Source organism: Azospira sp. I09 (assembly GCF_009177135.1).
Classification (GTDB): Bacteria; Pseudomonadota; Gammaproteobacteria; order Burkholderiales; family Rhodocyclaceae; genus Azospira; species Azospira oryzae.
In genome coordinates this window covers 3,315,910-3,341,631 of record NZ_AP021844.1, presented here as the reverse complement: position 1 = coordinate 3,341,631, position 25,722 = coordinate 3,315,910, and the positions used below count along the sequence as shown (strand labels likewise).

Here is a 25,722-nt window from a genome sequence, read left to right as displayed (position 1 = left end):
GAATCATGGACGAACTGACCACCGTATTCGTCACCGAGAGCCGGGAACAGCTGGCCGCCATGGAGGAGGCCCTGCTGCAGCTGGAGGCCAATCCGGAAGACAGCGACCTGATCAACGCCGTGTTCCGCCCGGCCCACACCATCAAGGGCGGCGCCGGCGTCATCGAGTGCAACTTCATCGTCGCCTTCACCCACGTGGCGGAAAACGCCCTGGACAAGCTGCGCAACGGCGACATCAAGGTCAGCAGCGACCTGGTGGCCGTGCTCCTGGGCTGCTGCGACCACATCGGCAACCTGCTCTCCGTGCTGGAGGCCGGCGCCGCCGAACCCGACGAGGACCTGCGGGCCGAGGGCGATTCCCTGCTCTCCCGCCTGCAGCGCGACTGGCTCGACGCCAAGGAAGAGGCCCCGGCGGCCAGCGTGCAGCCCAACCGCCCCCCGGTGGAGAAGGTGGACGACGTCCAGGCTTCCGGCGGCGGCCTGGTGGAAACGGATTTCTGGCACATCTCCCTGCGCTTCGGCGCCGGCGTCCTGCGCAACGGCATGGACCCCATTTCCTTCCTGCGCTACCTCTCCACCCTGGGCCAGATCGTGCACATCGAGACCATTCCCGATGCCATGCCCAGCGCCGAGGAGATGGACCCGGAAGCCTGCTACCTGGGCTTCGAGATCAAATTCAAGAGCGACGCGGACAAGGCCGCCATCGAGGCCGTCTTCGACTTCGTGCGCGACGAATGCACCCTGCACATCCTGCCGCCCAACAGCAAGCTGGCGGACTACATCGCCCTGCTGCAGGCCCTGCCGGAAAACACCATGCGCCTGGGCGAGATCCTGGTGAAGATCGGCGCCCTGACCCAGGCCGAGCTGGACGACGGCCTCAAGCAGCAGCATGCGGTACCGCCGGAGGAAGGCGGCGAGGAAGCCTCGCCGCCCCCGCCCCTGGGTGAAATCCTCATCGAACAGAAGGTGGTGCAGCCCGAGCTGGTGGAAGCCGCCGTCATCAAGCAGAAACAGGTATCGGAGAAGAAGGCCGCCGAAGCGCGCCTGATCCGCATCCAGGCCGACAAGCTGGATCGCCTCATCGACCTGGTGGGCGAACTGGTGATTGCAGGGGCCAGCACCAACCTGCTGGCCAGCCGCGCCGGCCTGTCCGACCTCAACGAAGCCACCTCCCTGCTCAACCGGCTGGTGGAACAGATTCGCGATTCCGCCCTGCAGCTGCGCATGGTGCAGATCGGCGAAACCTTCAACCGCTTCCAGCGGGTGGTGCGGGACGTTTCCAAGGAACTGGGCAAGGACATCGAGCTGACCATTGCCGGCGGCGAGACCGAACTGGACAAGTCGGTGGTCGAGAAAATCGGCGACCCCCTGATGCACCTGGTGCGCAACGCCATGGACCACGGCATCGAGTCCGCCGAGGTACGCCAGGCCAAGGGCAAGTCGCCCCGGGGCCGGCTCTCCCTCAACGCCTACCACGATTCGGGCAGCATCGTCATCGACGTAGCCGACGACGGCGGCGGCCTCAACCGGGACAAGATTCTCAAGAAGGCGGTGGAAAAGGGCCTGGTCCAGGCCGGCGTCCATCTTTCCGACCAGGAAATCGCCAACCTCATCTTCGAACCCGGCTTCTCCACGGTGGACAAGGTCTCCAACCTCTCCGGCCGCGGCGTCGGCATGGACGTGGTCAAGCGCAACATCCAGGGCCTGCGGGGCCGGGTCGAGGTGCATTCCGAGGAAGGCCATGGCACCCGCTTCTCCATCCGCCTGCCCCTGACCCTGGCCATCATCGACGGCTTCCTGGTGGGGGCCGACCGGGCCTCCTACGTCATCCCCCTGGACATGGTGGTGGAATGCCTGGAGCTCCAGGCCCACGCCACCAGCAGCGGCGAGCGCAACTATCTCAACCTGCGGGGCGAGGTGCTGCCCTTCATCCGCCTGCGGGACCTCTTCGAAATTCCCGGCGAGCCGCCCAAGCGCGAGAACGTGGTGGTGGTCAAGGCAGCCGGCCAGAAGGCGGGGATCGTGGTCGATACCCTGCTGGGCGAATTCCAGACCGTCATCAAGCCCCTCGGCCAGCTGTTCCGCCACCTGCGCGGCATCGGCGGCTCCACCATCCTGGGCAGCGGCGACGTGGCCCTGATCCTGGACGTCCAGGCCCTGGCCCAGATCGCCATCGGCAGGGAAGAGCGCAGCCTGGCCGCCCCGTCGTCCGTCAATACACCCCGCATCAGCCAAGTTTAATAATTTCAGGAGAATCAGATGATCGCCAACTTGCGTATCGGCACCCGTCTCGGTATTGCCTTTGCCATCCTCGTCCTGCTCCTCACCGGGGTGGCCGTGCTCTCCGTCACCAAGGCCAACGCCATCAACGACGAGCTCAACGTCATCGTCAAGGACCGCTTCCCCAAGGTGGTCAAGGCCAACGTGATCATCGACATCCTCAATGCCAACGCCCGCGTGGTGCGCAACATGCTGTTGCTGACCAAGGCCGATGACATCAAGCGCGAAGCCGACCGCCTGCCCGACATGAGCAAGCGCATGAGCGAAGAGCTCGACGCCATCTCCAAGATGCCCATGAATGACGAGGAAAAGGCCGTCCTGGCAGAAATCAACGCCGCCCGCGGCCCCTATCGGGACCACCTGGTCAAGGTCATCAAGCTGGCCAATGACGGCGCCCGGGAAGAAGGCACCGCCCTCCTGCTGGGTGACATGCGCAAGTCCTTCAACGACTACATCAAGACCCTGGAAAAGCTGATCGAGCTGGAAACCAAGTCCATGGAGGCTACCGGCAAGTCCGCCGACGAACTGGTGGTGGCCACCCGCAACCAGATCATCACCGTGGGCATCATTGCCGGCCTGCTGGCCATCGTCCTCGGCGTCTTCATCACCCGCAGCATCACCACCCCGCTAAACCAGGCCGTGGGCGTCGCCAATAAGCTCTCCGAAGGCGACCTGACCGTGCGCATCGACGCCTCCAGCAAGGATGAAACCGGCCAGCTGCTCGCCGCCATGCAGGCCATGGTGGCCAAGCTGGCCCAGATCATCGGCGAAGTGCGGGGCGCTGCCGACAACCTCTCCTCTGCTTCCGAGCAGGTGTCCGCCACGGCCCAGTCCCTCTCCCAGTCCTCCAGCGAGCAGGCCGCTTCCGTGGAAGAAATCACCTCCACCCTGGAAGAATCCACCGCCTCCATCAACCAGAACACCGAGAACGCCAAGGTCACCGACAACATGGCCGCCAAGGCCGCCAATGAAGCCAACGAAGGCGGCACGGCGGTGAAGGACACGGTGGTGGCCATGAAGCAGATCGCCGGCAAGATCGGCATCATCGACGACATCGCCTACCAGACCAACCTGCTGGCCCTCAACGCTGCCATCGAGGCCGCCCGGGCCGGCGAGCACGGCAAGGGCTTCGCCGTGGTGGCCGCAGAAGTGCGCAAGCTGGCCGAACGCTCCCAGGTGGCGGCCCAGGAGATCGGCGAACTGGCCGACTCCTCCGTCAAGCTGGCGGAAAAGGCCGGCGGCCTGCTGGACAACATGGTGCCCACCATCCGCAAGACCTCCGACCTGGTGCAGGAAATCGCCTCCGCCTCCGCCGAGCAATCCGGCGGCATCGCCCAGATCAACCAGGCCATGAACCAGCTGAACCAGGCCACCCAGCAGAACGCCTCCGCCTCCGAAGAGCTGGCAGCGACCGCCGAGGAAATGGGCGGCCAGGCCGAACAGCTGCAGGGCCTGATGCAGTTCTTCCGGGTCGAGGAAGGCCGCAGCGCAGTGGCCTACAGCGCCCGTCCGGCCCAGACCGCCCGCAGCGCGGTGAAGAGCCAGCCGGTCCGCCCCGTGGCCACGGCCGCCCCTGACGAACACGATTTCGAGCGCTTCTGAGGAGGCATAGCCATGGGCAACCTCGTTCCCCAGGCCGGATCGACTCCGGCCAAGACCGGCGATGAGTCCCGCCAGTACCTGACCTTCACCCTGGGCGGGGAAATCTTCGCCCTGGGCATCCTCAACATCAAGGAAATCATCGAGTACGGCAGCCTCACCGAGATTCCCATGATGCCGGGCTTCATCCGCGGGGTGATCAACCTGCGCGGCGCCGTGGTACCGGTGATCGACCTGGTGGCCCGCTTCGGCGGCACCCCAGCGGCCATCGGCCGCCGCACCTGCATCGTCATCGTGGAGATGGTGCAGATGTCCGAAGGCAGCGAAACCCGCCAGGACATCGGCGTGGTGGTGGACTGCGTGAACGAGGTGCTGGAAATCCCGGCCACCGATATCGAACCACCGCCCGCCTTCGGTGCCAAGATCCGGGCCGACTTCATCCTCGGCATGGGCAAGGTGGCCGGCAAGTTCGTCATCATCCTCAATGTGGACCGGGTCCTGTCCCTGGAGGAAATGACCTTCCTGGCGGACCTGGGCGGCAGCGCTCCCGCGGCCGAACCCAGCGCAGCCTGATGGACGGCCCTTCGGGCATCTCCGATCAGGAGTTCGGCCGCTTCCGGGACCTGATCTACCAGATCGCCGGCATTCAGCTTTCCGACGCGAAAAAGGTGCTCCTGGTGGGGCGCCTTTCCCGCCGGCTCAAGCATTACGGCCTCAGCACCTTTGCCCAGTATTACCAGCTGGTCACTTCGCCCCAGGAAAGCCGGGAGTTGCAGACCATGGTGGATCTGCTGACCACCAACGAGACCTACTTCTTCCGCGAACCCAAGCACTTCGACTACCTGGCCCAGGAAATCCTGCCGCACAAGGCCAAGCCCGGCGTGCCCTTCAACATCTGGAGCGCTGCCTGCTCCAGCGGTGAAGAGCCCTACACCCTGGCCATGGTCCTGGCCGAGCACCTGGGCAACCGGCCCTGGCAGGTGGTCGGCTCGGACATCTCCACCGTGGTCCTGGCCAAGGCCCAGGCAGGCCATTACCCGCTGGAACGGACCGAGGGCATCCCGCCCCAGTACCTGAAGAAGTACTGTCTGAAGGGCGTCCGCTCCCAGGAGGGAACCCTGCTGGTGGCCAAGGAGCTGCGGGAGCGGGTGCGCTTCCTCCAGGTCAACCTGACCAAGCCGGCGCCGGACCTGGGGCCCTTCGACGTTATTTTCCTGCGTAACGTCATGATCTATTTCGACATGGAAACCAAGCGCAAGGTGGTGGAGAACCTCATCACCCGCCTCAAGCCGGGCGGCACCTTCATCGTCGGTCACTCGGAAAGCCTCAACGGCATCACCGACCGGCTGAAGTGTCTGCGGCCCACCATCTACGAAAAACCCTGATGCCTGCCGACTCCGTCCAGGAGGTGTTCCTCAATCCGGGGGATTTCCACTTCGCCGGCGGCCACACCCGCATCCGGACCCTGCTCGGTTCCTGCGTTTCCATTGCCCTGTGGCATCCGGAAAGGAAGCTCGGCGGCATGTGCCACTTCATCCTGCCGGAACGGGGCCAGCCCGCGGCCGGCCAGGAGCTGGACGGCCGCTACGCCACGGAGGCCATGGGCCTGTTCGACCGGGCCATCGGCCGGGCCGGCACCCGCCCCCAGGACTACCGGGCCAAGATATTCGGGGGAGGCAATATGTTCCCCGGCCGGGAAAACCATGCCGGCATACAAATAGGTCAGCGTAATATAGAGGTTGCGCACCGGCTTCTGGCGGAACGAAAAATCGCCGTCGTTGCCGAACACCTCGGAGGCGCCGGCCATCGCAAGCTGGTCTTCGACATCTGGAGTGGAGACGCCTGGCTGGTATTTCGCGAAGCCGGGACCAATAAGAACTAGGGAAGCCTATGAGCCTCATCAAAGTCATGATCGTGGACGATTCCGCCGTGGTGCGGCAGGTCGTCAAGCAAACGCTGGAAACCGACCCGAGCATCAAGGTGCTGGGCGCCGCCTCCGACCCCCTCTTCGCCATGGAGCACATGAAGCGGGAATGGCCGGACGTGATCGTCCTGGACATCGAGATGCCGCGCATGGACGGCCTCACCTTCCTCAAGAAGATCATGGCCGAGCGTCCGACGCCGGTGGTGATCTGCTCCTCCCTGGCGGAGAAGGGGGCCGAAGCCTCCATGAACGCCCTGGCGGCGGGGGCGGTGGGCATCATCACCAAGCCCAAGATGGGCCTCAAGCAGTTCCTCGAAGACGCATCGTCCGACCTGCTCGGCGCCGTCAAGGCAGCCTCCCGCGCCAATGTGCGCAAGATCATCACCTCCACGGCCAGCGGCACCTCCTCCCACGCCGAGCGCATCGCCAACGTGGCCAAGGGCCTCAACATCGCCCCCAAGCTGTCCGCCGACGCGGTCATCTCCGCCGGCGGCCTGGGCAGCGGAGCCTCCATGGTCAAGACCACCGACAAGATCATCGCCATCGGCACTTCCACCGGCGGCACCCAGGCCCTGGAAGCCGTACTGACCAAGCTGCCGGCCGTCTGCCCGGGCATCGTCATCGTCCAGCACATGCCGGAGAAATTCACCGCCATGTTCGCCGAGCGCCTCAACGGCCTGTGCCAGATCGAGGTGCGGGAAGCCAAGCACGGTGACCGGGTGATCCCGGGCCGGGCCCTCATCGCCCCCGGCGGCAAGCACATGATGCTGACCCGCAGCGGCGCCCAGTACACCGTGGAAGTGGTGGACGGCCCCCTGGTGAACCGCCACCGCCCCTCGGTAGACGTGCTGTTCCGCTCCTGCGCCAAGTTCGCCGGGCGCAACGCCCTGGGCATCATCATGACCGGCATGGGCGACGACGGCGCCCGGGGCCTCAAGGAAATGGTGGATGCAGGGGCCGACACGGTGGCGGAGGACGAATCCACCTGTGTCGTCTTCGGCATGCCCAAGGAAGCCATCAAGCTGGGAGCGGCGCGCACCGTGCTGCCCCTCAACCGCATCCCGGAAGCCATTGTCGCGGCTGGCCGCGGCTGACCATTTATAATGGTTCCTTCCCTGCCCTAGCGAAAACCGAGACATGGAACTGAACGAGCTGCAGCGCGACGCCCTGGTGGAAGCCTTCAATATCGGCGTCGGCCAGGCCGCAGCCAGCCTGGCCAGCATGGTCAATGAGGAGGTCAAGCTGTCGGTGCTGACCCTGCAGCTGATCCCGCGGCACGAGGCCATGCAGCAGTTCAGCTTCCGCCACAGCGACAAGATCTGCGCCGTGGCCCAGCGATTCTCCGGCGCCTTCGACGCCCAGGGCTTCCTCATCTTCCCCGAGGAAAAGGGCCTGGAAATCGTCCGCCGCATGGTGGGCGACAGCCTCTCCCTGAAGGAGCTGACCGAGCTGGAACAGGAGGCCATGAGCGAGATCGGCAACATCCTGCTCAACGCCTGCGTCGGCACCCTGGCCAACCTCTTCCGCCGCCCCCTCAACAGCACCCTGCCCACCTATCACCTGGGCAGCCCGGACGAGGTTCTGGGCGGCCAGATCCAGGGCAACGACGAAGCGGTGCTCCTGCTGCACATCGACCTGACCCTGGAACAGCACGAGATACAGGGCTATGTGGCCTTCCTCCTCAGCGTCGATTCCATCGCCAACCTGGTGGCCGAGGTGGACAGCTACATCGCCCAGGCCATGGGGGGACGCTGATGGGACATCCGCATCTGGCGGCACCGCTCCTGCTGGAGCTGGCCCACACGGTCAATGAAGGCCTGATCCTGATCGACGCCGAGGGCAAGGTGCAATTGTGGAACCGCTGGCTGGCGGAGCGTTCCGGCGTCAGCGCCCAGGAAATCCAGGGGCGCCGCCTGGAAGAGGTGTTCCCCCACCTGGCCAACAGCCGCCTCGCCCACGCCGTGCAGACCGCCCTGCAGCAGCAGTTGCCGGCCATCCTGTCCCAGACCCTGAACCGGCGGCCCTTTCCCCTGCAGGATCATCTGCACAACGACGCCCACCCCATCGAGCAGGCCATCACCATCGCCCCCCTGGCCCGGGAATCCGGCCATATCCACTGCCTGATCCAGATCCAGGACGTCACCGCGGCGGTAAGGCGGGAACAGCAGTTGCGGGAACAGGCCCAGCAGCTGCAGGCCCTCTCCAACATCGACGGCCTCACCGGCGTTGCCAACCGGCGCAGCTTCGATGCCCGCTTCCAGGAGGAATTCCAGCGGGCCCAGCGCCACGGCAGCGACATTTCGGTGCTCATGCTGGATATCGATTACTTCAAGGAATACAACGACTGCTACGGCCACCAGGCCGGCGACACCTGCCTCACCGTGGTCGCCAACACCCTGCGCCGCTGCCTGCAGCGGGGCAGTGATTTCGTCGCCCGCTACGGCGGCGAGGAGTTTGCGGTGGTGCTGCCGGGCGCCAGCCACGGCGCCGCCTGCAAGCTGGCCAGCAGCCTGCAGCAGGAAATCAGCCGGCTGGGCATTCCCCACGCCAACTCCCACGCCGCCAGCCATCTCAGCATCAGCGTCGGCGTCGCCACCCACACGCCCCAGCGCAATGACCGGGCCCAGGACCTGCTGCGCGGCGCGGACATCGCCCTCTACCAGGCCAAGCGCCAGGGCCGTAACCGGGTGGTCAGCGCCGACGCCCTGGACCTCACGGTCCAGCCCGAAAAGCTGATGTAGGGCCGGCTAGCGCCGGTCGTCCCAGAAGGCCCGGATGTCCGCCGCCGGCATGGGCCGGGCAAAGTAGAAGCCCTGGGCCGAAGCGCAATCGTGGGCCTGCAGAAACTCCAGCTGGGCTTCCGTCTCCACCCCTTCGGCGATCACCGACAGCCCCAGGTTGTGGGCCATCTGGATGATGGTGGCCGTGATCGCCGCCCCCCCGGCGTCGCTGGCGATATCCCGCACGAAAGCCTGGTCGATCTTCAGCTTGTCCAGGGGCAGGCGCTTCAGATAGGCCAGGGAGGAATAGCCGGTGCCGAAATCGTCGATGGAGAGGCGCACCCCCCGGGCCTTGAGCCGGTCCAGCAGGTCCGTGGCGCCCTGGCCCTGGTGCAGCATCATGCTCTCCGTCAGCTCCAGCTCCAGCCAGGCCGGTTCCAGGCCGCTTTCCGCCAGGGCCCGCTCCACCGAGGCCTCGAACTGGGGCTGGCGGAACTGCAGGGCGGAAATGTTCACCGCCACCGGCACCGCCGGCATACCCTGCTCCTGCCAGGCCCGGTTCTGCCGGCAGGCCTCCCCCAGCACCCATTCGCCGATGGGCACGATGAGGCCCGAATCCTCGGCCACGGGAATGAAGCGGGCCGGGGAAACCAGGCCCATCTGGGGATGCTGCCAGCGGATCAGGGCCTCGAAACCGATCACCCGGCCGCTCGGCATGTCCACCTGGGGCTGGTAGTAGAGCAGGAATTCCTGCCGCTCCAGGGCGCGGCGCAGGCTGTTCTCCAGGGACAAGCGCTCGAAGACCCGGGCGTTCATGTCCGGGGTGAAGAAGTGGAAACTGTCACGGCCCGCCTCCTTGCTGTAGTACATGGCGGCGTCGGCATTCTTCACCAGGGTCTGGAAATCCCGGCCGTCCTCGGGGAAGACGGCGATGCCAATGCTGGCGGTGATCACCAGTTCGTGCCCGCCCAGCTGGTAGGGGCGGTTGAGGGACTCCAGCAGCTTTTCCGCCACCCGGGCCGCATCCTGGGGCGTCTCGATGGACGGCAGGAGGATGATGAATTCGTCGCCGCCGGGCCGGCTGACCGTGTCGGCGCTGCGCACGCAGGCCTGGATGCGCCGCCCCACCTCCTGCAGCAGCTGGTCACCGACCTGGTGGCCGAGGGAATCGTTGATGTTCTTGAAGCGGTCCAAGTCGATGAACATCAGGGCCAGGGACTCACTATTGCGCTCGGCCAGGGCAATGGCTTGCTGCAGGCGGTCGTGCAGCAGGGAGCGGTTGGGCAGGCCGGTGAGGTAGTCGTGCTCGGCGAGGAAGCGGATGTGTTCCTCGTTGCGCTTGCGTTCCGAAACATCGGCAAACACGGCCACGTAGTTGCTCACCTCCCCCGCCTCGTCGCGCACGGTGGTGATGGAAAGCCACTCCGGATACACCTCGCCGCCCTTGCGCCGGTTCCAGATCTCGCCCTGCCAGGTGCCCGCCGTCTTCAGGTGGTGCCACAGGTTGGCGAAGAAGGCGGCGTCGTGGCGGCCCGAATTGAGCACCCGCGGGTCCCGCCCCTGGACCTCGGCCTCGGCGTAGCCGGTGATTTCGACAAAGGCCCGGTTCACCGACATGATGCGGTTGTTGCGGTCGCAGATGACGATGCCCTCGCTGGCCCCCTCGAAGACCTTGGCGGAGAGGCGCAGCAGCTCCTCGGCCCGGCGGCGGGCGGTGATGTCGTGGATGATGGAATAAAGCAGGCGACGCCCCCGCAGCAGCACCGGGCCGCTGTGCACCTCCACCTCCCGCACCTCGCCGCTGGCCAGGCGATGGCGGAAGTTGAAATAGCGGCGCTGCTGCTGGTCCGCCAGGGCCATTTCCGCCCGCACCTCCTCCACCGAGAGCTGGTTGAGCTGGGCGATGTTCATGCGGCGCAGGGTGTCCAGGGGATAGCCGTAGAAGTCGGCCGCCGCCGGGTTGGCATCGACGATGGCGCCGTCGCCGGCATCGATCAGCAATTTGATCGAGGTGTTGTTCTCGAACATCTGGCGGTAACGCTCTTCGCTTTCCCGCAGCACCTCTTCCTGGTGCCGGGCCTGGTCCACATCCTCGATGACGATGATGATGCCCCGCTGGGGCTGCTGGGCGTCGATCTGGCGGGCGTAGAAGTTGGCCCAGAAGAGAGTGCCGTCGGCCCGCCGGAAGCGGCGCAGGAAGTGGGCGACGCGGCCGTCGGCCACGGCCGGATAGAGCTGCTGGCCGAATTCGGCAAATTCCTCCGGCGTCGGGTAGTAGCCCACCACGGTCTGTCCCAGGGCCGTCTCCAGGGAGACGCCGAAAAGCCGCTCGAAGGCCCGGTTGGCCTGGATCAGGCAGCGGTCCCGCACCACCCCGATGACCACCGGACTGGCGTCGAAGATGGATTCCATCTCGGCGATGCGGCTGCCCAGGTCGTCCCGGGCCTGGCCCAGTTCGTCCAGCAGCAGGTAGAACTCCCGCGCCAGGCCGCCGATTTCGTCCTGGCCCAGGACCGGGTCGGCCAGCTTGCGCGCATGGTCCTGGCGCACCTCCACCACGTGCTGGCGCAGGCGGGAAAGGGGTGCCAGCACCCGGCGCATGGCCAGCCAGGCCAGGACCGCCACCGCCAGGGCCGTCAGCAGCAGGTAATAGACCGTGCCCCAGCGGCCCGTCTCGATGGGGGCGTAGGCCTCCTCCACCGGCAGCAGGGCGCCCAGCACCCAGTCCGTGGACGGCACGGACTTGAAGCTCATCAGCACCCGCTGGCCGTAGCTGGTGGCGCCCTCGTCGCTGCCCTCGAAACCGGCGATGGCCCGGTCGAAAACCGGGTTCTGCCCCGGCGCCGCGTTGGGCTGCAGCACCCGCTCGGGAAAGCGGCTGACCAGGGTGGTGCGGTCCCGGGTGACCAGGACGAAGTGGCCGCTGCGTCCCACCTTGCGCCCGGCCAGGCCGCCGAGGAACTGGGGCTTGAGGATCTGCAGGGTGCCGGAGAGGGAGGCGATGACCCGCCCTTCCCCGTCCAGCACCGGCGCCGTCATGGCCAGGGTGGGCAGGCGGGTGACGCGGCCCAAGAAGGGCCGGGAAACCACCGCCCGCCCCTCCTCCAGGGCCTCCCGGACGTGGGGGAAGGCGGAGACGTCGGTGCCCCGGCGCTCGGGCATGACCGGAGAATCGGCGATGACGCGGCCGTCCCGGCCGACCACGATGAGGTCGTCGAAGAGCAACAGCAGGGAATACTTGTCGTTGAGGAAGGCCTGCAGCTTGTCCGGCTGGCCCAACATGATCGGGGTGATGGCGGCGGCGGTGCGGGCCAGGGAAGCCTGGTTGAGCTGGATGCGCTGGTCGATTTCCTCGGCCACCCGGGACACCAGGGAAAACTGCTGGTCGGCGACGGTCTGCTTCAACTGGGCCTGGGCCAAATGCAATTGCACCGCACTGCCCAGCGCCACCAGGAGCACCACCAGTGCCGTGATGGCCAGGGCCATTTTGGTTTTCAGGCTCATCGTTTCTGTCGCCGGCTTCCGTAGAGGGTTACGGGTAGGGATACCCATTACGGAAGCCATATTACCATCGGCGTAGGGGGCGCCAAACCCCTTTAGGGACGCGGCTTCCAGCCCGGCGCCCAGGCTGGAGGGAAGCCCTTGCCGGAGGCCTGCCTCAGGCCAGGGTCACGGCCAGCCGGCCGACGCCCTCCACGCCCCCCACCAGGGTATCGCCCCGCACCACGGTGGAGACGCCCGCCGGGGTGCCGGTGAAGATCAGGTCGCCGGGGGCCAGGCGCAGGAAGGTGGAAAGATTGGCCACCACCTCCGCCACGTTCCAGCTCATCTGGGCCAGATCGCCCGATTGGCGCCGCTCGCCATTGACCTCCAGCCAGATGGCGCCACTGGCGGGGTGTCCGGCCTGGGCGGCCGGGACAATGGCACCGATGGGACCGGACTGGTCGAAGCCCTTGCCCATGTCCCACGGGTGGGCCTTTTCCTTGGCCTTCTGCTGCTGGTCGCGGCGGGTCAGGTCGAAGCCCACGGCATAGCCGAAGACGCCCTCCAGGGCTGCCTCCACCGGCACGTTGAGCCCCCACTGGCCCAGCTCGGCGATGCGGGGGCCGAGGGCCACCACCAGTTCCACCTCGTGCTGCAGGTTGTTGGTGGCGGGCGGATAGGCCACCGTGGCGGCGGTGCCGTCCGCCACCGGCACCAGGGCGTCGGCCGGCTTGCTGAAGAAGAACGGCGGCTCCCGGGTATCGGCGCCCATTTCCCGGGCATGGTCGGCGTAGTTGCGGCCGACGCAATAGACCCGGCGCACCGGAAAGCGGGCCTGGCTGCCGGCAATGGCCAGGGCAACGACGGGCGGCGGAGTGAACAGGTAATCCATGGCGGCAGGCTTTCTCCGGTCAGACCGGGTTGTCGATATCGATGAACTGGCAGTGCAGGCCGAAACGCTCGGCCAGGTGGGCCGCCAGGGCCCGGGCGCCGCCCCGCTCGGTGGCGTGGTGGCCGCAGGCCAGGTAGGGGACGCCGCATTCCCGGGCCAGATGGGTGTTCTGCTCGGAAATCTCGCCGGAAATGTAGGCATCCAGCCCCAGGGCCACGGCCTGCTCGAAATAGCCCTGGGCGCCCCCGGAGCACCAGCCGAGGCGGTTCACCAGCTTGTCTTGCGGGCCCACCAGCTGCACCGGGCGCCCCAGCAGGGTGCCGGTTCGGGCCGCCAGTTCCCCGGCGCTGAGCGGCTCGGGCAGGCGGCCGTACCAGGCGATGTCCTGCTCGCCGAAGCGGCCTTCCGGCTGCCAGCCGCAGAGCCGGGCCAGCTGGGCGTTGTTGCCCAGTTCCGGATGGGCGTCCAGGGGCAGGTGGTAGGCGATGAGGTTGAGGTCGTGCTGCATGAGGGTGGCCATGCGCCGCTTGCGAAAGCCGGTGAGGCGCCCGTCCTCGTTCTTCCAGAACCAGCCGTGGTGCACCAGCACGGCATCGGCGCCCTGGGCCACGGCCGCATCGAGCAGGGCCTGGCTGGCGGTGACGCCGGCCACCAGACGGCCGATCTCGGCCTTGCCTTCCACTTGCAAACCGTTTGGGCAATAATCCCGAAACCGGCCCGCTTCCAGCAGTTCATCGAGATAGCGCGTCAATTCTTCACGTTTCATGGGTGCGACCTTTTTCCTTCATGCGTAAGACCTGGTTGATTTTTGCACAAACGGTAACGGTGAGTCTCGCCGTGCTGTTCGTCATCAGCACCCTCAAACCCGAATGGCTGGGCCATCGGGCCAGCGTGGTGGCCCTGCAGGAGGCCGCGCCGGCCGCTGGCGACGGCGGTGCCAGCCTCGGCGGTTTCCGCGAGGCGGTGCGCCGCTCCCTGCCCTCGGTGGTCTATATCTTCACCAGCAAGGAAGTGAAGAGCAGCCGCCACCCCCTCTTCGACGACCCGGTGTTCCGCCACTTCTTCGGCGACCGTTTCGACAACGAGCCCCAGCGCTCCTCCGGCCTGGGCTCCGGCGTCATCGTCAGCCCCGAAGGCTATATCCTCACCAACTACCACGTGGTGGAGGCCGCCGACGACATCGAGGTGGCGGTCAACGACGGGCGCAAGCTCAAGGCCAAGGTCATCGGCAGCGACCCCGAGACCGACCTGGCGGTGCTCAAGGTCAATGCGGACAAGCTGCCGGCCATCGTCTTCGGCCAGATGGACGGCATCCGGGTCGGCGACGTGGTGCTGGCCATCGGCAACCCCTTCGGCGTCGGCCAGACCGTGACCATGGGCATCGTCTCCGCCCTGGGCCGCTCCCACCTGGGCATCAACACCTTCGAGAATTTCATCCAGACCGACGCCGCCATCAACCCGGGCAACTCCGGCGGCGCCCTGGTGGACGCCCAGGGCAACCTGATCGGCATCAACACCGCCATCTACTCCCGCTCCGGCGGCTCCCTCGGCATCGGCTTTGCCATCCCCGTCTCCACCGCCAAGAGCATCATGGAGCAGATCATCCAGACCGGCACCGTGACCCGGGGCTGGATCGGCGTCGAGGCCCAGGAAATCACCGCCGAGCTGGCCGAGTCCTTCGGCCTGCCCGATGCCAGCGGCGCCCTCATCGCCGGCGTCCTGCGCGGCAGCCCAGCCGACGGCGCCGGCATCAAGCCCGGCGACATCCTGCTGGCGGTGGGTGGCAAGGAGGTGAAGGATCCACAGGTGATGCTGGACCTCATCGCCGAACTCAAGCCCGGCGCCAGCGTGCCCTTCAAGCTGCGCCGCAACCAGAGCCTGCTGGAACCCCAGGTCAGGATCGGCAAGCGCCCGCCCATGCGGCGCGACCCCGACCAGTAAGCCCCGCCTCCCGGAGACGTCCCATGTGCCAGTTGCTCGGCATGAACTGCAATGTCCCCACGGACATCTGCTTTTCCTTCACCGGATTCCAGGCCCGGGGAGGCCTCACCGACGTCCATGCGGACGGCTGGGGCATCGCCTTCTTCGAGGGCAAGGGCACCCGGGTCTTCCTCGACCCGGAACCCTCGGCCCACTCCCCGGTGGCGGCCCTGGTGCGCCAGTATCCGATCCGCTCGCGCAACGTCATCGCCCACATCCGCAAGGCCACCCAGGGCGTGGTGGCCCTGGAGAACACCCATCCCTTCATGCGCGAACTGTGGGGCCGTTACTGGATCTTCGCCCACAACGGCAACCTGCTGGACTTCGCCCCGCCCCTGGACGGCAGCGTCATGCCCGTGGGCAACACGGACAGCGAACGGGCCTTCTGCTGGCTGCTGACCGCCCTACGCCAGCGCATCGGCGACCAGGCGCCACCCACCGCCGAACTCTTCGCCGCCCTCACCGAACTGAGCGTGGACCTGGGCAGCCGCGGTGAATGCAATTTCCTGCTCTCCAGCGGCGACTGGCTGTTTGCCCACTGCTCCACCCAGCTTACCTACATCGTGCGCCGGGCCCCCTTCGCCAAGGCCCACCTGACGGACCAGGACGTGACCGTGGACTTCAGCGAGGTGACCACGCCCAACGACCGGGTGGCGGTGATCGCCACCCAGCCCCTGACCGACGACGAGGTATGGACGCCCCTGCCCCCGGGCAGCCTGTGGTGGTTCGAGGAGGGGGAAGTGCGGGCCTCGGCCCCCACCGTGGCCGGCCCGGCGGAGAAATGCCGCTACCACTGCGGCGGCGGCTGACCGGGCGGAGCGCAAAAGCAAAGGGCCCCGCAGGACCCTTTTTCATTGCTGCCGGCACCGCCTGCCGGTTCAGTCCTGCTTCCGTTCCGGCGCCTGGCTGTGGCCCAGGGCCTGGTCCATTTCGCCGGCGCTCATGGGCTGCCAGTCGGCGGCAGGAGCGGCCGCGGGGGCCGGATCGCTGGGCGCCGGCGCCGCCACCTCGGGCTGGGGCCGGCGGCCGATGAAGCTGGCCAGGATGATGCCCAGTTCGTAGAGCAGCCACAGGGGCACCGCCAGCATGATCTGGGAAAGCACGTCGGGCGGGGTGAACACGGCGCCGATGATGAAGGCGCCGACGATGACGTAGGGCCGCCATTCCTTCAGCTTGGCGATATCCACCAGGCCGATGCGCACCAGGACGATGACGATCACCGGCACCTCGAAGGTGACGCCGAAGGCGACGAAGGTGGACAGGACGAAGGACAGGTACTTGTCGATGTCCGTCATCCAGGCCACCCCTTCCGGCGCCACCTTGGCCATGAAGCCGAACACCGTGGGGAACACCAGGAAATAGGCGAAAGCCATGCCGCTGAAGAAGAGCAACACGGAAGCCACCACCAGGGGCAGCACCAGCCGCTTCTCGTGGGAATAGAGGCCGGGGGCGACAAAGCCCCAGGCCTGGAACAGCACATAGGGCAGGGCGATGAGGAAGGCCACCATCAGGGTGATCTTCATCGGCACCAGGAAGACGCCGACCACGTCGGTGGCGATCATCTGCCCGCCGGCCGGCAGGGAGGCCAGCAGGGGGTTGGCCAGCAGGGTGTAGAGCTCCCGGGACCAGGGGAAGAGGCAGACGAAGACCACCAGCACGGCCAGCAGGGCCCGGATCAGGCGGTCCCGCAACTCCACCAGGTGGGAGAGGAAGGATTCTTCGGCGGCGCCGCTCTCTTGGCTGTCGAGACTCATGGGGGCAATCAGGCTTTCGGCGCCTCAGCCGGGGCGGCTGCGGCTGCTTCCGCGGCAGGCGCAACGGCGGCGGGCGGCGGCACTTCCGCTGCCGCCACCGTTTCGGCCGGCGGCTGGATGGCGTTGTTGAGGGACTGCTCCGTGCTGGAGAGCCCCTGCTGGATGGAATTCTCGAAACTGCGGGCCGAATCCTGCACCTGGGTCTGCAGCTTCTTCAGTTCTTCCAGCTGCATTTCCCGGTTGATGTCGGACTTCACGTCATTCACGTAACGCTGCAGACGCCCAAGCAGATGGCCGGCCGTGCGCGCCACCTTGGGCAGGCGCTCGGGGCCGATGACGATCAGCGCCACCACGGCGATGACGATTAGCTCGGAAAAACCGATATCAAACATAGGTCAGGCAACCAGGAAAAAGGAAACCGGGGCCGGGGAGACAGACGATCTCCGCCAGTCCCCGGCCGGTAGGACGGTTCAGGACTTGGTCTTTTCCTTGACCTCGCCCTCGATGGTCTGGCCGCCGGCGACCTGCTGGGGTGGGGTGGCGGCAGCGCCTTCGGCGGTACCTTCCTTGATGCCGTCCTTGAAGCCCTTCACCGCACCGCCCAGGTCCTGGCCGATGTTGCGCAGTTTCTTGGTGCCGAAAACCAGCATGACGATCACCAGAACGATGAGCCAGTGCCAAATGCTAAAGCTACCCATATCAGTCTCCTTGAATTCGTTTCAGCATCGGCCCCACGGGAGCGTCGCCCCCGACAATGTGGGCGTGCAGGTGCGGTACTTCCTGCTGGCCGATGCGGCCGGTGTTGATGATGACGCGGAAGCCCTCGGGGCTGCCTTGATCGACCGCAATTTTGTTGGCCACCGCCAGCAGGCGCCCCAGCACCGGCGCATCGTCCTCGCTGGCGTGGGCCAGGGATTCGATGTGGCGCTTGGGAATCACCAGCACATGGACCGGCCGCAAGGGATTGATGTCGTGGAAGGCGAACACGTGCTCGTCCTCGTACACCTTGCGCGAGGGAATCTCGCCGCGCACGATCTTGCAGAAAATGCAGTTGTCCATATCAGGTCCGGATGGCTTGAAAAATCGCGGGGAGCCGCATCATTTCGTGCGTGAAGCCTTTTCGTCAATCCCGGAAATACCCTCACGACGGCGCATTTCCTGGGACACGTCCTCGATGGACAGGCCGTAGAAGGCCAGCAGCACCAGGATGTGGTAGATGACGTCGGTGGATTCCCAGACGATGTTGAGGCGCTTGCCTTCCTTGCCGGCCATGATCAGCTCAGCGCATTCCTCGCCGATCTTCTTCAGGATGGAGTCCGGGCCCTTGGAAAAGAGCTGGGCGGTGTAGGAAGTCTCCGGGTCCGCGTTGCGGCGGGAAGCCAGGGTGTCGGAGAGGCGATGCAGGATGTCGTGAGTGCTCATTTTGCGTAAATTTCCTTCGGGTCTTTGAGAACCGGGTCGGCCGGAATCCAGCGATCGCCTTCCCGCCGGTAGAAGAAACAGCTTTCGCGGCCGGTGTGGCAGGCGATGCCGCCTTCCTGCTCGACGCTGAGCAGGACCACATCGCCGTCGCAGTCGGCGCGCATTTCCTTGACGTGCTGGAAGTGGCCCGATTCCTCGCCCTTGCGCCAGACCTTGTTGCGGGAACGGCTCCAGTAGGTGGCGCGGCCGGTGCGGGCGGTTTCTGCCAGGGTTTCCCGGTTGGCGTAGGCGAACATGATGACGCGGCCGCTGGCGGCGTCCTGGGCGATCACCGGAATGGTGCCGTCGGCGCCGAACTTGAGGGCGTCCAGCCAGGACAGGGAGGGATCGAGATCGTGGCTCATGGTTTGCCTAGAGGCGCACCTCGATGCCCCGGTCGCGCATGTATTCCTTGGCCTGGCGCACCGTGTATTCGCCGAAGTGGAAGATGGAGGCGGCCAGCACCGCATCGGCACCGCCCTGGGTGACGCCATCGGCCAGGTGCTGCAGGTTGCCGACGCCGCCGGAGGCGATCACGGGAATGGCCACCGCATCGGAAACCGCCCGGGTCAGGGCCAGGTCGAAGCCGTTCTTGGTGCCATCCCGGTCCATGGAGGTGAGCAGTATCTCGCCGGCGCCCCGGGCCGCCACATCCTTAGCCCAGGTCACCACGTCGATGCCGGTATTGTTGCGGCCGCCGTGGGTGAACACGCACCACTGGCCCGGCGCCGTCTGCTTGGCGTCGATGGCGACGACGATGCACTGGGAGCCCACCTTGGCCGAGGCGTCGGACACCAGGTCCGGATTCTGCACGGCGGCGGTGTTCATGGAGACCTTGTCGGCACCGGCGTTGAGCAGGCGGCGCACGTCCTCCACCTTGCGCACGCCACCGCCCACCGTCAGGGGAATGAACACCTGGGAGGCGCAGGCCTCGATGATGTGCAGGATGATGTCGCGCTGATCGGAGCTGGCGGTGATGTCGAGGAAGGTGACCTCGTCGGCGCCCTGCTCGTCGTAGCGGCGGGCGATTTCCACCGGGTCACCGGCATCCCGCAGTTCGACGAAATTGGTGCCCTTGACGACGCGACCCGCGGTCACGTCCAGGCAGGGGATGATGCGTTTGGCCAGCGCCATTACTTGCTGGCCTTGTCTGCAGCGTCCTGGGCAGCCTTGAAATCCAGGGAGCCGTCGTAGATGGCCCGGCCGGCGATGGTGCCGACCACGCCTTCGCCTTCCACTTCGCACAGCTTGCGGATGTCGTCCAGATTGGAAAGACCGCCGGAGGCGATGACGGGGATCTTCAGGGCCTGGGCCAGCTTCACCGTGGCTTCGATATTGATGCCGGAGAGCATGCCGTCGCGGCCGATGTCGGTGTAGATGATGGATTCGACGCCGTAGTCCTCGTACTTCTTGGCCAGGTCGATGACGTCGTGGCCGGTCAGCTTGGACCAGCCGTCCACCGCCACCTTGCTGTCCTTGGCGTCCAGGCCGACGATGATGTGGCCGGGGAAGGCGACGCAGGCGTCATGCAGGAAACCAGGATTCTTCACCGCGGCGGTGCCGATGATGACGTAGGTGAGGCCCGCATCGAGGCAGCGCTCGATGGTGTCCAGGTCGCGAATGCCGCCGCCCAGTTGCACCGGGATCTCGTCGCCCACTTCCTTGAGGATGGCCTTGATGGCCCCCTGGTTCTTCGGCTGGCCGGCAAAGGCGCCGTTGAGGTCCACCAGGTGCAGGCGGCGGGCGCCCTGGTCCAGCCAGTGGCGGGCCTGCTCGGCGGGGGACTCGGAAAAGACGGTCGCCTCTTCCATCAGGCCTTGCTTGAGACGGACGCACTGGCCGTCCTTCAGGTCAATCGCGGGAATGATCAGCATGATCGCGAATACGTAGAGAGAGTAAGTCGGAGGGGATGCCGGCGGCCGTCAGGGCTGCCAGCGGATGAAGTTGCGCAGCAGGGCGAGGCCGTCGCGGGCGCTCTTTTCCGGGTGGGACTGGATCGCAAAAATATTATCCCGGGCCACCGCACAGGTAAAGGGGATGCCGTAGTCGGCCGTGCCCGCCACCACGGCCGGGTCTTCCGGGGTCACGTAGTAGCTGTGCACGAAGTAGAAGCGGGCGCCGTCCTCGATGCCTTCCCACAGGGCATGGGGCCGGGTGTGGCGCACCTGGTTCCAGCCCATGTGGGGCACCTTGAGGCGGCTGCCGTCGGCGGCCACCATCTTGTCGGCGGGGAAACGGCGCACCTGGCCGGCGAAAACGCCCAGGCCGGGCACGTCGCCCTCTTCACTGTGCTCGAAGAGCATCTGCAGGCCGATGCAGATGCCGAGGAAGGGCTTGTCCTTGGCGGCCTGCAGCACGGCGGGGCGCAGGCCCCGGGCGTCCAGTTCGGCCATGCAGTCGGGCATGGCGCCCTGGCCGGGAAAGACCACCCGCTCGGCGGCGGCGACCACCGCCGGATCGGCGGTGACCACCACTTCCCTGCCTTCGGCCACGTGCTCCAGGGCCTGCCAGACGGAGCGCAGGTTGCCCATGCCGTAGTCGATGACGGCGATCTTGCCCATTACAGCGCCCCCTTGGTGGAGGGAATGACGCCGGCAGTGCGCGGGTCCGGGCTCACCGCCATGCGCAGGGCACGGGCGAAGGCCTTGAACACGGTCTCGCACTGGTGGTGGGCGTTCTCACCGCGCAGGTTGTCCACGTGCAGGGTGATGAAGGCATGGTTCACCAGGCCCTGGAAGAATTCGTGCACCAGTTCCGTATCCAGGGTGCCGAGCATGGCCCGCTTGAAGTCCACATGGAACTCCAGGCCGGGGCGGCCGGAAAGGTCCACCACGACGCGGGACAGGGCTTCGTCCAGGGGCACATAGGCGTGGCCGTAGCGGGTCAGGCCCTTCTTGTCGCCCAGGGCCTGGGTGAGGGCCTGGCCGATGGCGATGCCGATGTCTTCCACCGTGTGGTGACCGTCGATGTGCAGGTCACCCTTGGCCTCCACCTCCAGATCGATCAGGCCGTGGCGGGCGATCTGGTCCAGCATGTGGTCGAGGAAGGGAATGCCGGAATTGAGCTTGGCACAGCCGGTGCCGTCCAGATTGAGACGGACCGTGATCTGGGTTTCGAGGGTATTTCGGGAAACTTCGGCTTGCCGCATGGGAGCACCGTTGAATGGGTAAGTCGGAAACAGCGGCCATGATACCATTTCAGCCCTGCACCAGCCGTGGCGGCGTGCCCTTTCGCGCCGCCCGCCCCATCCACTTTTCCCTGATCCGTCCGGCCATGAGCAAATTCTGGAGCCCCCTGGTAAATCGCCTCACCCCCTACGTTCCCGGGGAGCAGCCCAAGCTGCCCAATCTGGTGAAGCTGAACACCAACGAAAACCCCTACCCGCCCTCCCCCCAGGCCGTGGCCGCCATGCAGGCGGAGATCGGCCATGACGGCGCCAGCCTGCGCCTCTACCCGGACCCCAGCGCCGACCGGCTGAAGGAGGCGGTGGCCGCCTTCTACGGCGAATTCGGCATCGGCGCCAGGCAGGTCTTCGTCGGCAACGGCTCCGACGAGGTGCTGGCCCACGTTTTCATGGCCCTGCTGCAACATGATGCCCCCCTGCTCTACCCGGACATCAGCTACAGCTTCTACCCGGTCTATGCCGGCCTCTACGGCATTAGCGCCGAAACCGTGGCCCTGGACGGGGATTACGGCATCGACCTTTCCGCCTACCGCCGCGCCAACGGCGGCATCATCTTCCCCAATCCCAACGCTCCCACCGGCCGCCTGCTGCCCCTGGAAGAGATCGAGGTCCTGCTGACGGCCAATACGGAATCGGTGGTGGTGGTGGATGAGGCCTACGTGGACTTCGGCGGCCAGGACACAATCCCGACGGCGATTGCCCTGGTGAACCGTTTCCCCAACCTGCTGGTGGTGCACACCCTGTCCAAGTCCCGCTCCCTGGCGGGCCTGCGGGTGGGCTACGCGGTGGGCCACCCGGACCTGATCGAGGCCCTGGAACGGGTCAAGAACAGCTTCAACTCCTACCCCCTGGACCGCATCGCCATCGCCGGCGCCGTGGCCGCCCTGGAGGACCGGGCCTGGTTCGACCGCACCCGCAATGCGGTGATCGCCAGCCGGGAACAGCTGGTGAGCGACCTCACCCTGCTCGGCTTCCAGGTCCTGCCCTCCGCCGCCAACTTCGTCTTCGCCCGCCACCCGGGCCGGGACGGCGCCGAGCTGGCCCAGGCCCTGCGCCAGCGCAGCATCATCGTGCGCCACTTCAAGGCGCCGCGCATCGACCAGTTCCTGCGCATCACCATCGGCACCGACGAGCAGTGCGGCGCCCTGGTGGCAGCCCTCAAGGAAATCCTCGGCTAAATCGCCGGCGCCCCCAAGACAAAGGCCCGTCCAGCTGGACGGGCCTTTTGTTTTCCCCCTGCCCTACGAGGCAGCAGGGACGCCACTCTCCGCCACGGCACGGCCGGAAGGCGCGCAGATATTGCCTCTCCAGCCACCGCCCCGAGACCGCCTCACACCCAGCCCAGCAAGCCCACCACACCGCCCAGGGCGATCAGCCACAGGGGGTGCCACTTAGTCTTGAGCAGGGCGGCGGCCGTCAAACCGGCCAGCAGCACCCCGCCCCAGCCGAGGCCGGCCGCCTGGCCGATGAGGAAGGCGGCGGCGAAAACCAGGCCCACCGCCAGGGGAGCCACCCCCAGCTGCACCGACTGCTGCCAGCGGGCGCCGGCGAAGCGGTGCCAGTGCTGCATCAGCAGGTAGATCATGATGCCCGTGGGCAGCACCATGCCCAGGGAGGCGGCCAGGGCACCGGGCACGCCCGCCACCTCCCAGCCGATCAGGCTCACCACCAGGCCATTGGGGCCGGGGGCGGCCTGGGCGATGGCGTAGAGATGGGTGAAGGTGGCATCGTCCAGCCAGTGCTTTTCCAGCACCACCACCCGGTGCATTTCCGGCAGCAGGGCCGAGGCGCCGCCGAAGGCGACGCAGAAGAGCAGGGCGAACTGGAAGAAGAGGTCGGCCAGCAGGCTCACGGCGCCCCCTTGCGTTTCAGGTGGGCGTAGGCGACGCCGGCGGCAAGCGCCAGCAAGGCCACCATGACGATGGGCATGGGCCAGCGCAGCAGGGCCACGGCGACGAACACCGCCAGGGTGAAGGGCAGGAACAGGCGCTTCACCTGCAAGGCCAGGCCCATGCGCAGGGCGGTGCCGAAGAGCAGGCCGCAGCCCACCGCCGCCACGCCCCGCAACAGGCCCTGGACCTGGGGCAGCTGGCCGTAGCGGTCATAGAGCAGGCCCAGCAGCAGCACGATCAGCAGGGGGCCGCCGAAGAGGCCGCTCACCGCGGCAATGGCACCGCGGATGCCCTGGTAGCGGGAACCCACGGCGATGGAGAGGTTGGCCACATTGGGCCCGGGCAGGAACTGGCACAGGCCCAGCAGGGAATTGAATTCCTCCGCCGTCAGCCAGCGCCGCTCCTCCACCAGCATGCGCCGGGCAAAGGGCAGGACGCCGCCGAAGCCGGAAATGCCGACGGAGGAAAAGCCGAGAAACAGCTGCCTGCACGTGACAGGGGCGGGAGAGTTGCCTCCCCCGCCCCCGGGCTGTTCCTGTGCGCCGGCCTCAGGCATCGAGACGGTAGCGGGCCGACTGGGCGTGGGCCGGCAGGCCCTCCCCGTCCGCCAGGGTGGCGGCGATGCGGCCCAGGGTCTGGGCCCCGGCCTTCGACACCCGGATCAGGCTGGTGCGCTTCTGGAAGTCATAGACCCCCAGGGGCGAGGAGAAGCGGGCGCTGCCGGAGGTGGGCAGCACGTGGTTGGGGCCGGCGCAGTAGTCGCCCAGGGACTCGGAGGTGTAGGGGCCGATGAAGATGGCGCCGGCGTGGTGAATCTTCTCCACCCAGGCATCGGGCTCGGCCAGGGACAGCTCCAGGTGCTCCGGGGCCACCCGGTTGGCCATGGCCACGGCCTCTTCCAGATCCTGCACCAGGATCAGGGCGCCCCGGTTTTCCAGGGAGGTGCGGATCACGTCGCGGCGCGGCATGGTGGGCAGCAGCTTGTCGATGCTGGCCTGCACCTTCTCGATGTAGGCGGCGTTGGGGCAGATCAGGATGGACTGGGCCAGCTCGTCGTGTTCGGCCTGGGAGAAGAGGTCCATGGCCACCCAGTCCGGGTCCGTGGAGCCGTCGGCCAGCACCAGGATCTCGGAGGGGCCGGCCACCATGTCGATGCCAACGATGCCGAACACCCGGCGCTTGGCGCAGGCCACGTAGGCATTGCCCGGGCCGACGATCTTGTCCACCTGGGGCACGCTTTCGGTGCCGTAGGCCAGGGCGGCCACGGCCTGGGCGCCGCCGATGGTGAAGACGCGATCCACACCGGCCAGACAGGCGGCCGCCAGCACCAGGGCGTTGTGTTCGCCGCCGGGAGTGGGCACCACCATGATCAGTTCCTTGACCCCCGCCACCTTGGCCGGGAGGGCGTTCATCAGCACCGAGGAGGGATAGGCGGCCTTGCCGCCGGGCACGTAGAGACCGACCCGGTCCAGGGGCGTCACCATCTGGCCGAGCATGGTGCCGTCGGCTTCGGTGTAGGTGAAGCCGGCACCCAGCTGGCGCTCGTGGTAGGTGCGGATGCGCTGGGCAGCCGCTTCCAGGGCGGCCCGGCGCTCGGCGGGAAGGCCGTCCAGGGCGGCCTGCAGCTCGGCCTTGGGCAGCTCCAGGGCGGCCATGCCGGCAACGGAGAGACGGTCGAAGCGGTTGGTGTACTCCACCACCGCGGCGTCGCCCCGGGCCTTGACGTCGGCCAGGATGCCGACCACGGTCTTTTCGATGTTCTCGTCCTGGGCGCCCTCGAAGGCCAGCAGTTCATCGAGGCGCTGCTGGAAATCGGCGTCGGCGCTGTTCAGGCGCTTGATGTTCACGCTGCTCATGCATTCTTCTCCACGGCCTGGGTAAAGGCGTCCAGGATGGGACCGAGGGTTTCCCGCTTAAGTTTCAGGGAAGCCTGGTTGACGATGAGACGGGAGGAGATGTCCATGATGTGTTCCACCTCCACCAGGTTGTTGGCCTTCAGGGTGCCGCCGGTGGACACCAGGTCCACGATGGCGTCCGACAGGCCGGCCAGGGGCGCCAGTTCCATGGAGCCGTAGAGCTTGATGAGGTCCACGTGCACGCCCTTGGCGGCAAAATGCTCCCGGGCGATCTTGGTGTACTTGGTGGCGATCTTCAAACGGGCGCCCTGGCGCACGGCATGCTCGTAGTCGAAGCCGGCGGGCACGGCCACGCTCATGCGGCACTTGGCGATCTTCAGGTCCAGGGGCTGGTACAGGCCGGCACCGCCGTGCTCGATCAGCACGTCCTTGCCGACCACGCCGAGGTCGGCGGCGCCATGCTGGACATAGGTCGGCGCATCGGTGGCGCGGACAATCACCACCCGCACGTCAGGGCGGTTGGTGGCGATGATCAGCTTGCGGGAGGTTTCGGGATTTTCGGCGGGCACGATGCCGGCCGCCGCCAGCAGGGGCAGGGTTTCTTCGAAGATGCGGCCCTTGGAGAGGGCGATGGTAATGCCGTTCACGGCGTTTTCCCGGGGCAAAAGAAGGCATTTTACCGTATCGCCGCCCCGCCT

Annotated in this window: 28 protein-coding genes; 11 read left to right on the top strand and 17 right to left on the bottom strand. The window is 66.8% G+C overall.

Annotated elements, in window-relative coordinates; all coding sequences use genetic code 11:
- Nucleotides 1–5 precede the first annotated feature (5 nt).
- Genes AZSP09_RS15740 through AZSP09_RS15705 form a run of 8 tightly spaced genes read left to right on the top strand, consistent with a single transcriptional unit; the run spans nt 6 to nt 8,543 of the window.
- Nucleotides 6–2,240, top strand: a complete 2,235-nt coding sequence (locus AZSP09_RS15740; protein ID WP_130460129.1) for a chemotaxis protein CheA — start codon at nt 6–8, stop codon at nt 2,238–2,240.
- Nucleotides 2,241–2,258: 18 nt separating this feature from the next.
- Nucleotides 2,259–3,881 carry a methyl-accepting chemotaxis protein gene (locus AZSP09_RS15735; RefSeq protein ID WP_014236532.1) on the top strand — a complete coding sequence of 541 codons (1,623 nt, stop codon included), beginning with the start codon at nt 2,259–2,261 and terminating at the stop codon, nt 3,879–3,881.
- A 12-nt stretch (nt 3,882–3,893) separates the two neighbouring features.
- On the top strand, nt 3,894–4,451 hold the full coding sequence (locus tag AZSP09_RS15730) for a chemotaxis protein CheW (protein ID WP_152090570.1): 558 nt from the start codon (nt 3,894–3,896) through the stop codon (nt 4,449–4,451).
- A complete protein-coding gene (locus tag AZSP09_RS15725) occupies nt 4,451–5,263 on the top strand; it encodes a CheR family methyltransferase (protein WP_014236530.1) in 813 nt (270 codons plus the stop codon). Before AZSP09_RS15730 ends, AZSP09_RS15725 begins: the two co-directional genes overlap by 1 nt.
- Entirely contained in the window at nt 5,263–5,760 is a 498-nt protein-coding gene (locus AZSP09_RS15720; RefSeq protein WP_014236529.1) for a chemotaxis protein CheD, read from the top strand. Before AZSP09_RS15725 ends, AZSP09_RS15720 begins: the two co-directional genes overlap by 1 nt.
- Nucleotides 5,761–5,768: 8 nt before the next feature.
- Nucleotides 5,769–6,896, top strand: coding sequence for a protein-glutamate methylesterase/protein-glutamine glutaminase (locus tag AZSP09_RS15715; RefSeq protein WP_014236528.1), 1,128 nt, complete (start codon nt 5,769–5,771; stop codon nt 6,894–6,896).
- Nucleotides 6,897–6,939: 43 nt separating this feature from the next.
- On the top strand, nt 6,940–7,557 hold the full coding sequence (locus AZSP09_RS15710) for a chemotaxis protein CheC (RefSeq protein ID WP_014236527.1): 618 nt from the start codon (nt 6,940–6,942) through the stop codon (nt 7,555–7,557).
- Complete coding sequence (locus AZSP09_RS15705) at nt 7,557–8,543, top strand: GGDEF domain-containing protein (protein ID WP_152090569.1); 987 nt, start codon at nt 7,557–7,559, stop codon at nt 8,541–8,543. Before AZSP09_RS15710 ends, AZSP09_RS15705 begins: the two co-directional genes overlap by 1 nt.
- 6 nt (nt 8,544–8,549) lie before the next feature.
- On the opposite strand, the gene AZSP09_RS15700 is transcribed toward AZSP09_RS15705, so the two are convergent.
- The 3 genes from AZSP09_RS15700 to AZSP09_RS15690 all read right to left on the bottom strand — a co-directional run bounded on the left by AZSP09_RS15700 (nt 8,550) and on the right by AZSP09_RS15690 (nt 13,663).
- The gene (locus AZSP09_RS15700) at nt 8,550–12,026 is read right to left on the bottom strand and encodes a bifunctional diguanylate cyclase/phosphodiesterase (RefSeq protein WP_172974779.1); all 3,477 of its coding nucleotides are present in this window, start codon (nt 12,024–12,026) and stop codon (nt 8,550–8,552) included.
- A gap of 154 nt (nt 12,027–12,180) precedes the next feature.
- Nucleotides 12,181–12,897, bottom strand: coding sequence for a fumarylacetoacetate hydrolase family protein (locus AZSP09_RS15695; protein WP_152090567.1), 717 nt, complete (start codon nt 12,895–12,897; stop codon nt 12,181–12,183).
- A gap of 19 nt (nt 12,898–12,916) precedes the next feature.
- Complete coding sequence (locus tag AZSP09_RS15690; RefSeq protein WP_152090566.1) at nt 12,917–13,663, bottom strand: Nif3-like dinuclear metal center hexameric protein; 747 nt, start codon at nt 13,661–13,663, stop codon at nt 12,917–12,919.
- Between the two features lie 20 nt (nt 13,664–13,683).
- Between AZSP09_RS15690 and AZSP09_RS15685 the strand changes: the two genes are divergently transcribed.
- The gene (locus tag AZSP09_RS15685) at nt 13,684–14,838 is read left to right on the top strand and encodes a Do family serine endopeptidase (RefSeq protein ID WP_152090565.1); all 1,155 of its coding nucleotides are present in this window, start codon (nt 13,684–13,686) and stop codon (nt 14,836–14,838) included.
- Between the two features lie 23 nt (nt 14,839–14,861).
- The gene (locus AZSP09_RS15680) at nt 14,862–15,686 is read left to right on the top strand and encodes a class II glutamine amidotransferase (protein ID WP_152090564.1); all 825 of its coding nucleotides are present in this window, start codon (nt 14,862–14,864) and stop codon (nt 15,684–15,686) included.
- Between the two features lie 69 nt (nt 15,687–15,755).
- On the opposite strand, the gene tatC is transcribed toward AZSP09_RS15680, so the two are convergent.
- The 10 genes from tatC to hisB all read right to left on the bottom strand — a co-directional run bounded on the left by tatC (nt 15,756) and on the right by hisB (nt 21,240).
- A complete protein-coding gene (gene tatC / locus AZSP09_RS15675; protein ID WP_152090563.1) occupies nt 15,756–16,631 on the bottom strand; it encodes a twin-arginine translocase subunit TatC in 876 nt (291 codons plus the stop codon).
- 8 nt (nt 16,632–16,639) lie between these two features.
- Complete coding sequence (gene tatB, locus AZSP09_RS15670; protein ID WP_152090562.1) at nt 16,640–17,023, bottom strand: Sec-independent protein translocase protein TatB; 384 nt, start codon at nt 17,021–17,023, stop codon at nt 16,640–16,642.
- A 78-nt stretch (nt 17,024–17,101) separates the two neighbouring features.
- Entirely contained in the window at nt 17,102–17,329 is a 228-nt protein-coding gene (gene tatA / locus AZSP09_RS15665; RefSeq protein ID WP_152090561.1) for a Sec-independent protein translocase subunit TatA, read from the bottom strand.
- Between the two features lies 1 nt (nt 17,330).
- On the bottom strand, nt 17,331–17,690 hold the full coding sequence (locus AZSP09_RS15660; protein WP_152090560.1) for a histidine triad nucleotide-binding protein: 360 nt from the start codon (nt 17,688–17,690) through the stop codon (nt 17,331–17,333).
- Nucleotides 17,691–17,729: 39 nt separating this feature from the next.
- Entirely contained in the window at nt 17,730–18,053 is a 324-nt protein-coding gene (locus AZSP09_RS15655; RefSeq protein ID WP_014236516.1) for a phosphoribosyl-ATP diphosphatase, read from the bottom strand.
- The gene (hisI, locus tag AZSP09_RS15650) at nt 18,050–18,457 is read right to left on the bottom strand and encodes a phosphoribosyl-AMP cyclohydrolase (RefSeq protein ID WP_014236515.1); all 408 of its coding nucleotides are present in this window, start codon (nt 18,455–18,457) and stop codon (nt 18,050–18,052) included. Before hisI ends, AZSP09_RS15655 begins: the two co-directional genes overlap by 4 nt.
- 7 nt (nt 18,458–18,464) lie before the next feature.
- Nucleotides 18,465–19,226 carry an imidazole glycerol phosphate synthase subunit HisF gene (hisF, locus tag AZSP09_RS15645; protein WP_130460139.1) on the bottom strand — a complete coding sequence of 254 codons (762 nt, stop codon included), beginning with the start codon at nt 19,224–19,226 and terminating at the stop codon, nt 18,465–18,467.
- Entirely contained in the window at nt 19,226–19,966 is a 741-nt protein-coding gene (gene hisA, locus AZSP09_RS15640) for a 1-(5-phosphoribosyl)-5-[(5-phosphoribosylamino)methylideneamino]imidazole-4-carboxamide isomerase (protein ID WP_152090559.1), read from the bottom strand. The genes hisF and hisA overlap by 1 nt, the downstream gene beginning before the upstream one ends.
- Nucleotides 19,967–20,014: 48 nt before the next feature.
- The gene (gene hisH, locus AZSP09_RS15635; protein ID WP_014236512.1) at nt 20,015–20,653 is read right to left on the bottom strand and encodes an imidazole glycerol phosphate synthase subunit HisH; all 639 of its coding nucleotides are present in this window, start codon (nt 20,651–20,653) and stop codon (nt 20,015–20,017) included.
- Nucleotides 20,653–21,240 carry an imidazoleglycerol-phosphate dehydratase HisB gene (hisB, locus tag AZSP09_RS15630; protein ID WP_014236511.1) on the bottom strand — a complete coding sequence of 196 codons (588 nt, stop codon included), beginning with the start codon at nt 21,238–21,240 and terminating at the stop codon, nt 20,653–20,655. Before hisB ends, hisH begins: the two co-directional genes overlap by 1 nt.
- Nucleotides 21,241–21,365: 125 nt before the next feature.
- Here hisB and hisC point away from each other — a divergent pair, with 125 nt between their 5' ends.
- Nucleotides 21,366–22,454 (top strand): histidinol-phosphate transaminase, encoded by a 1,089-nt coding sequence (gene hisC / locus AZSP09_RS15625; RefSeq protein WP_152090910.1) that lies wholly within the window; start codon nt 21,366–21,368, stop codon nt 22,452–22,454.
- Between the two features lie 152 nt (nt 22,455–22,606).
- On the opposite strand, the gene AZSP09_RS15620 is transcribed toward hisC, so the two are convergent.
- From AZSP09_RS15620 to hisG, 4 genes are read right to left on the bottom strand one after another with little or no spacing between them, the layout of a single operon-like run.
- Nucleotides 22,607–23,128 (bottom strand): chromate transporter, encoded by a 522-nt coding sequence (locus AZSP09_RS15620; RefSeq protein WP_152090558.1) that lies wholly within the window; start codon nt 23,126–23,128, stop codon nt 22,607–22,609.
- On the bottom strand, nt 23,125–23,724 hold the full coding sequence (locus tag AZSP09_RS15615; protein WP_014236508.1) for a chromate transporter: 600 nt from the start codon (nt 23,722–23,724) through the stop codon (nt 23,125–23,127). Before AZSP09_RS15615 ends, AZSP09_RS15620 begins: the two co-directional genes overlap by 4 nt.
- Nucleotides 23,717–25,024, bottom strand: a complete 1,308-nt coding sequence (gene hisD, locus AZSP09_RS15610) for a histidinol dehydrogenase (RefSeq protein WP_152090557.1) — start codon at nt 25,022–25,024, stop codon at nt 23,717–23,719. Before hisD ends, AZSP09_RS15615 begins: the two co-directional genes overlap by 8 nt.
- Nucleotides 25,021–25,671 (bottom strand): ATP phosphoribosyltransferase, encoded by a 651-nt coding sequence (hisG, locus tag AZSP09_RS15605; RefSeq protein ID WP_152090556.1) that lies wholly within the window; start codon nt 25,669–25,671, stop codon nt 25,021–25,023. The genes hisD and hisG overlap by 4 nt, the downstream gene beginning before the upstream one ends.
- Nucleotides 25,672–25,722: the final 51 nt, after the last annotated feature.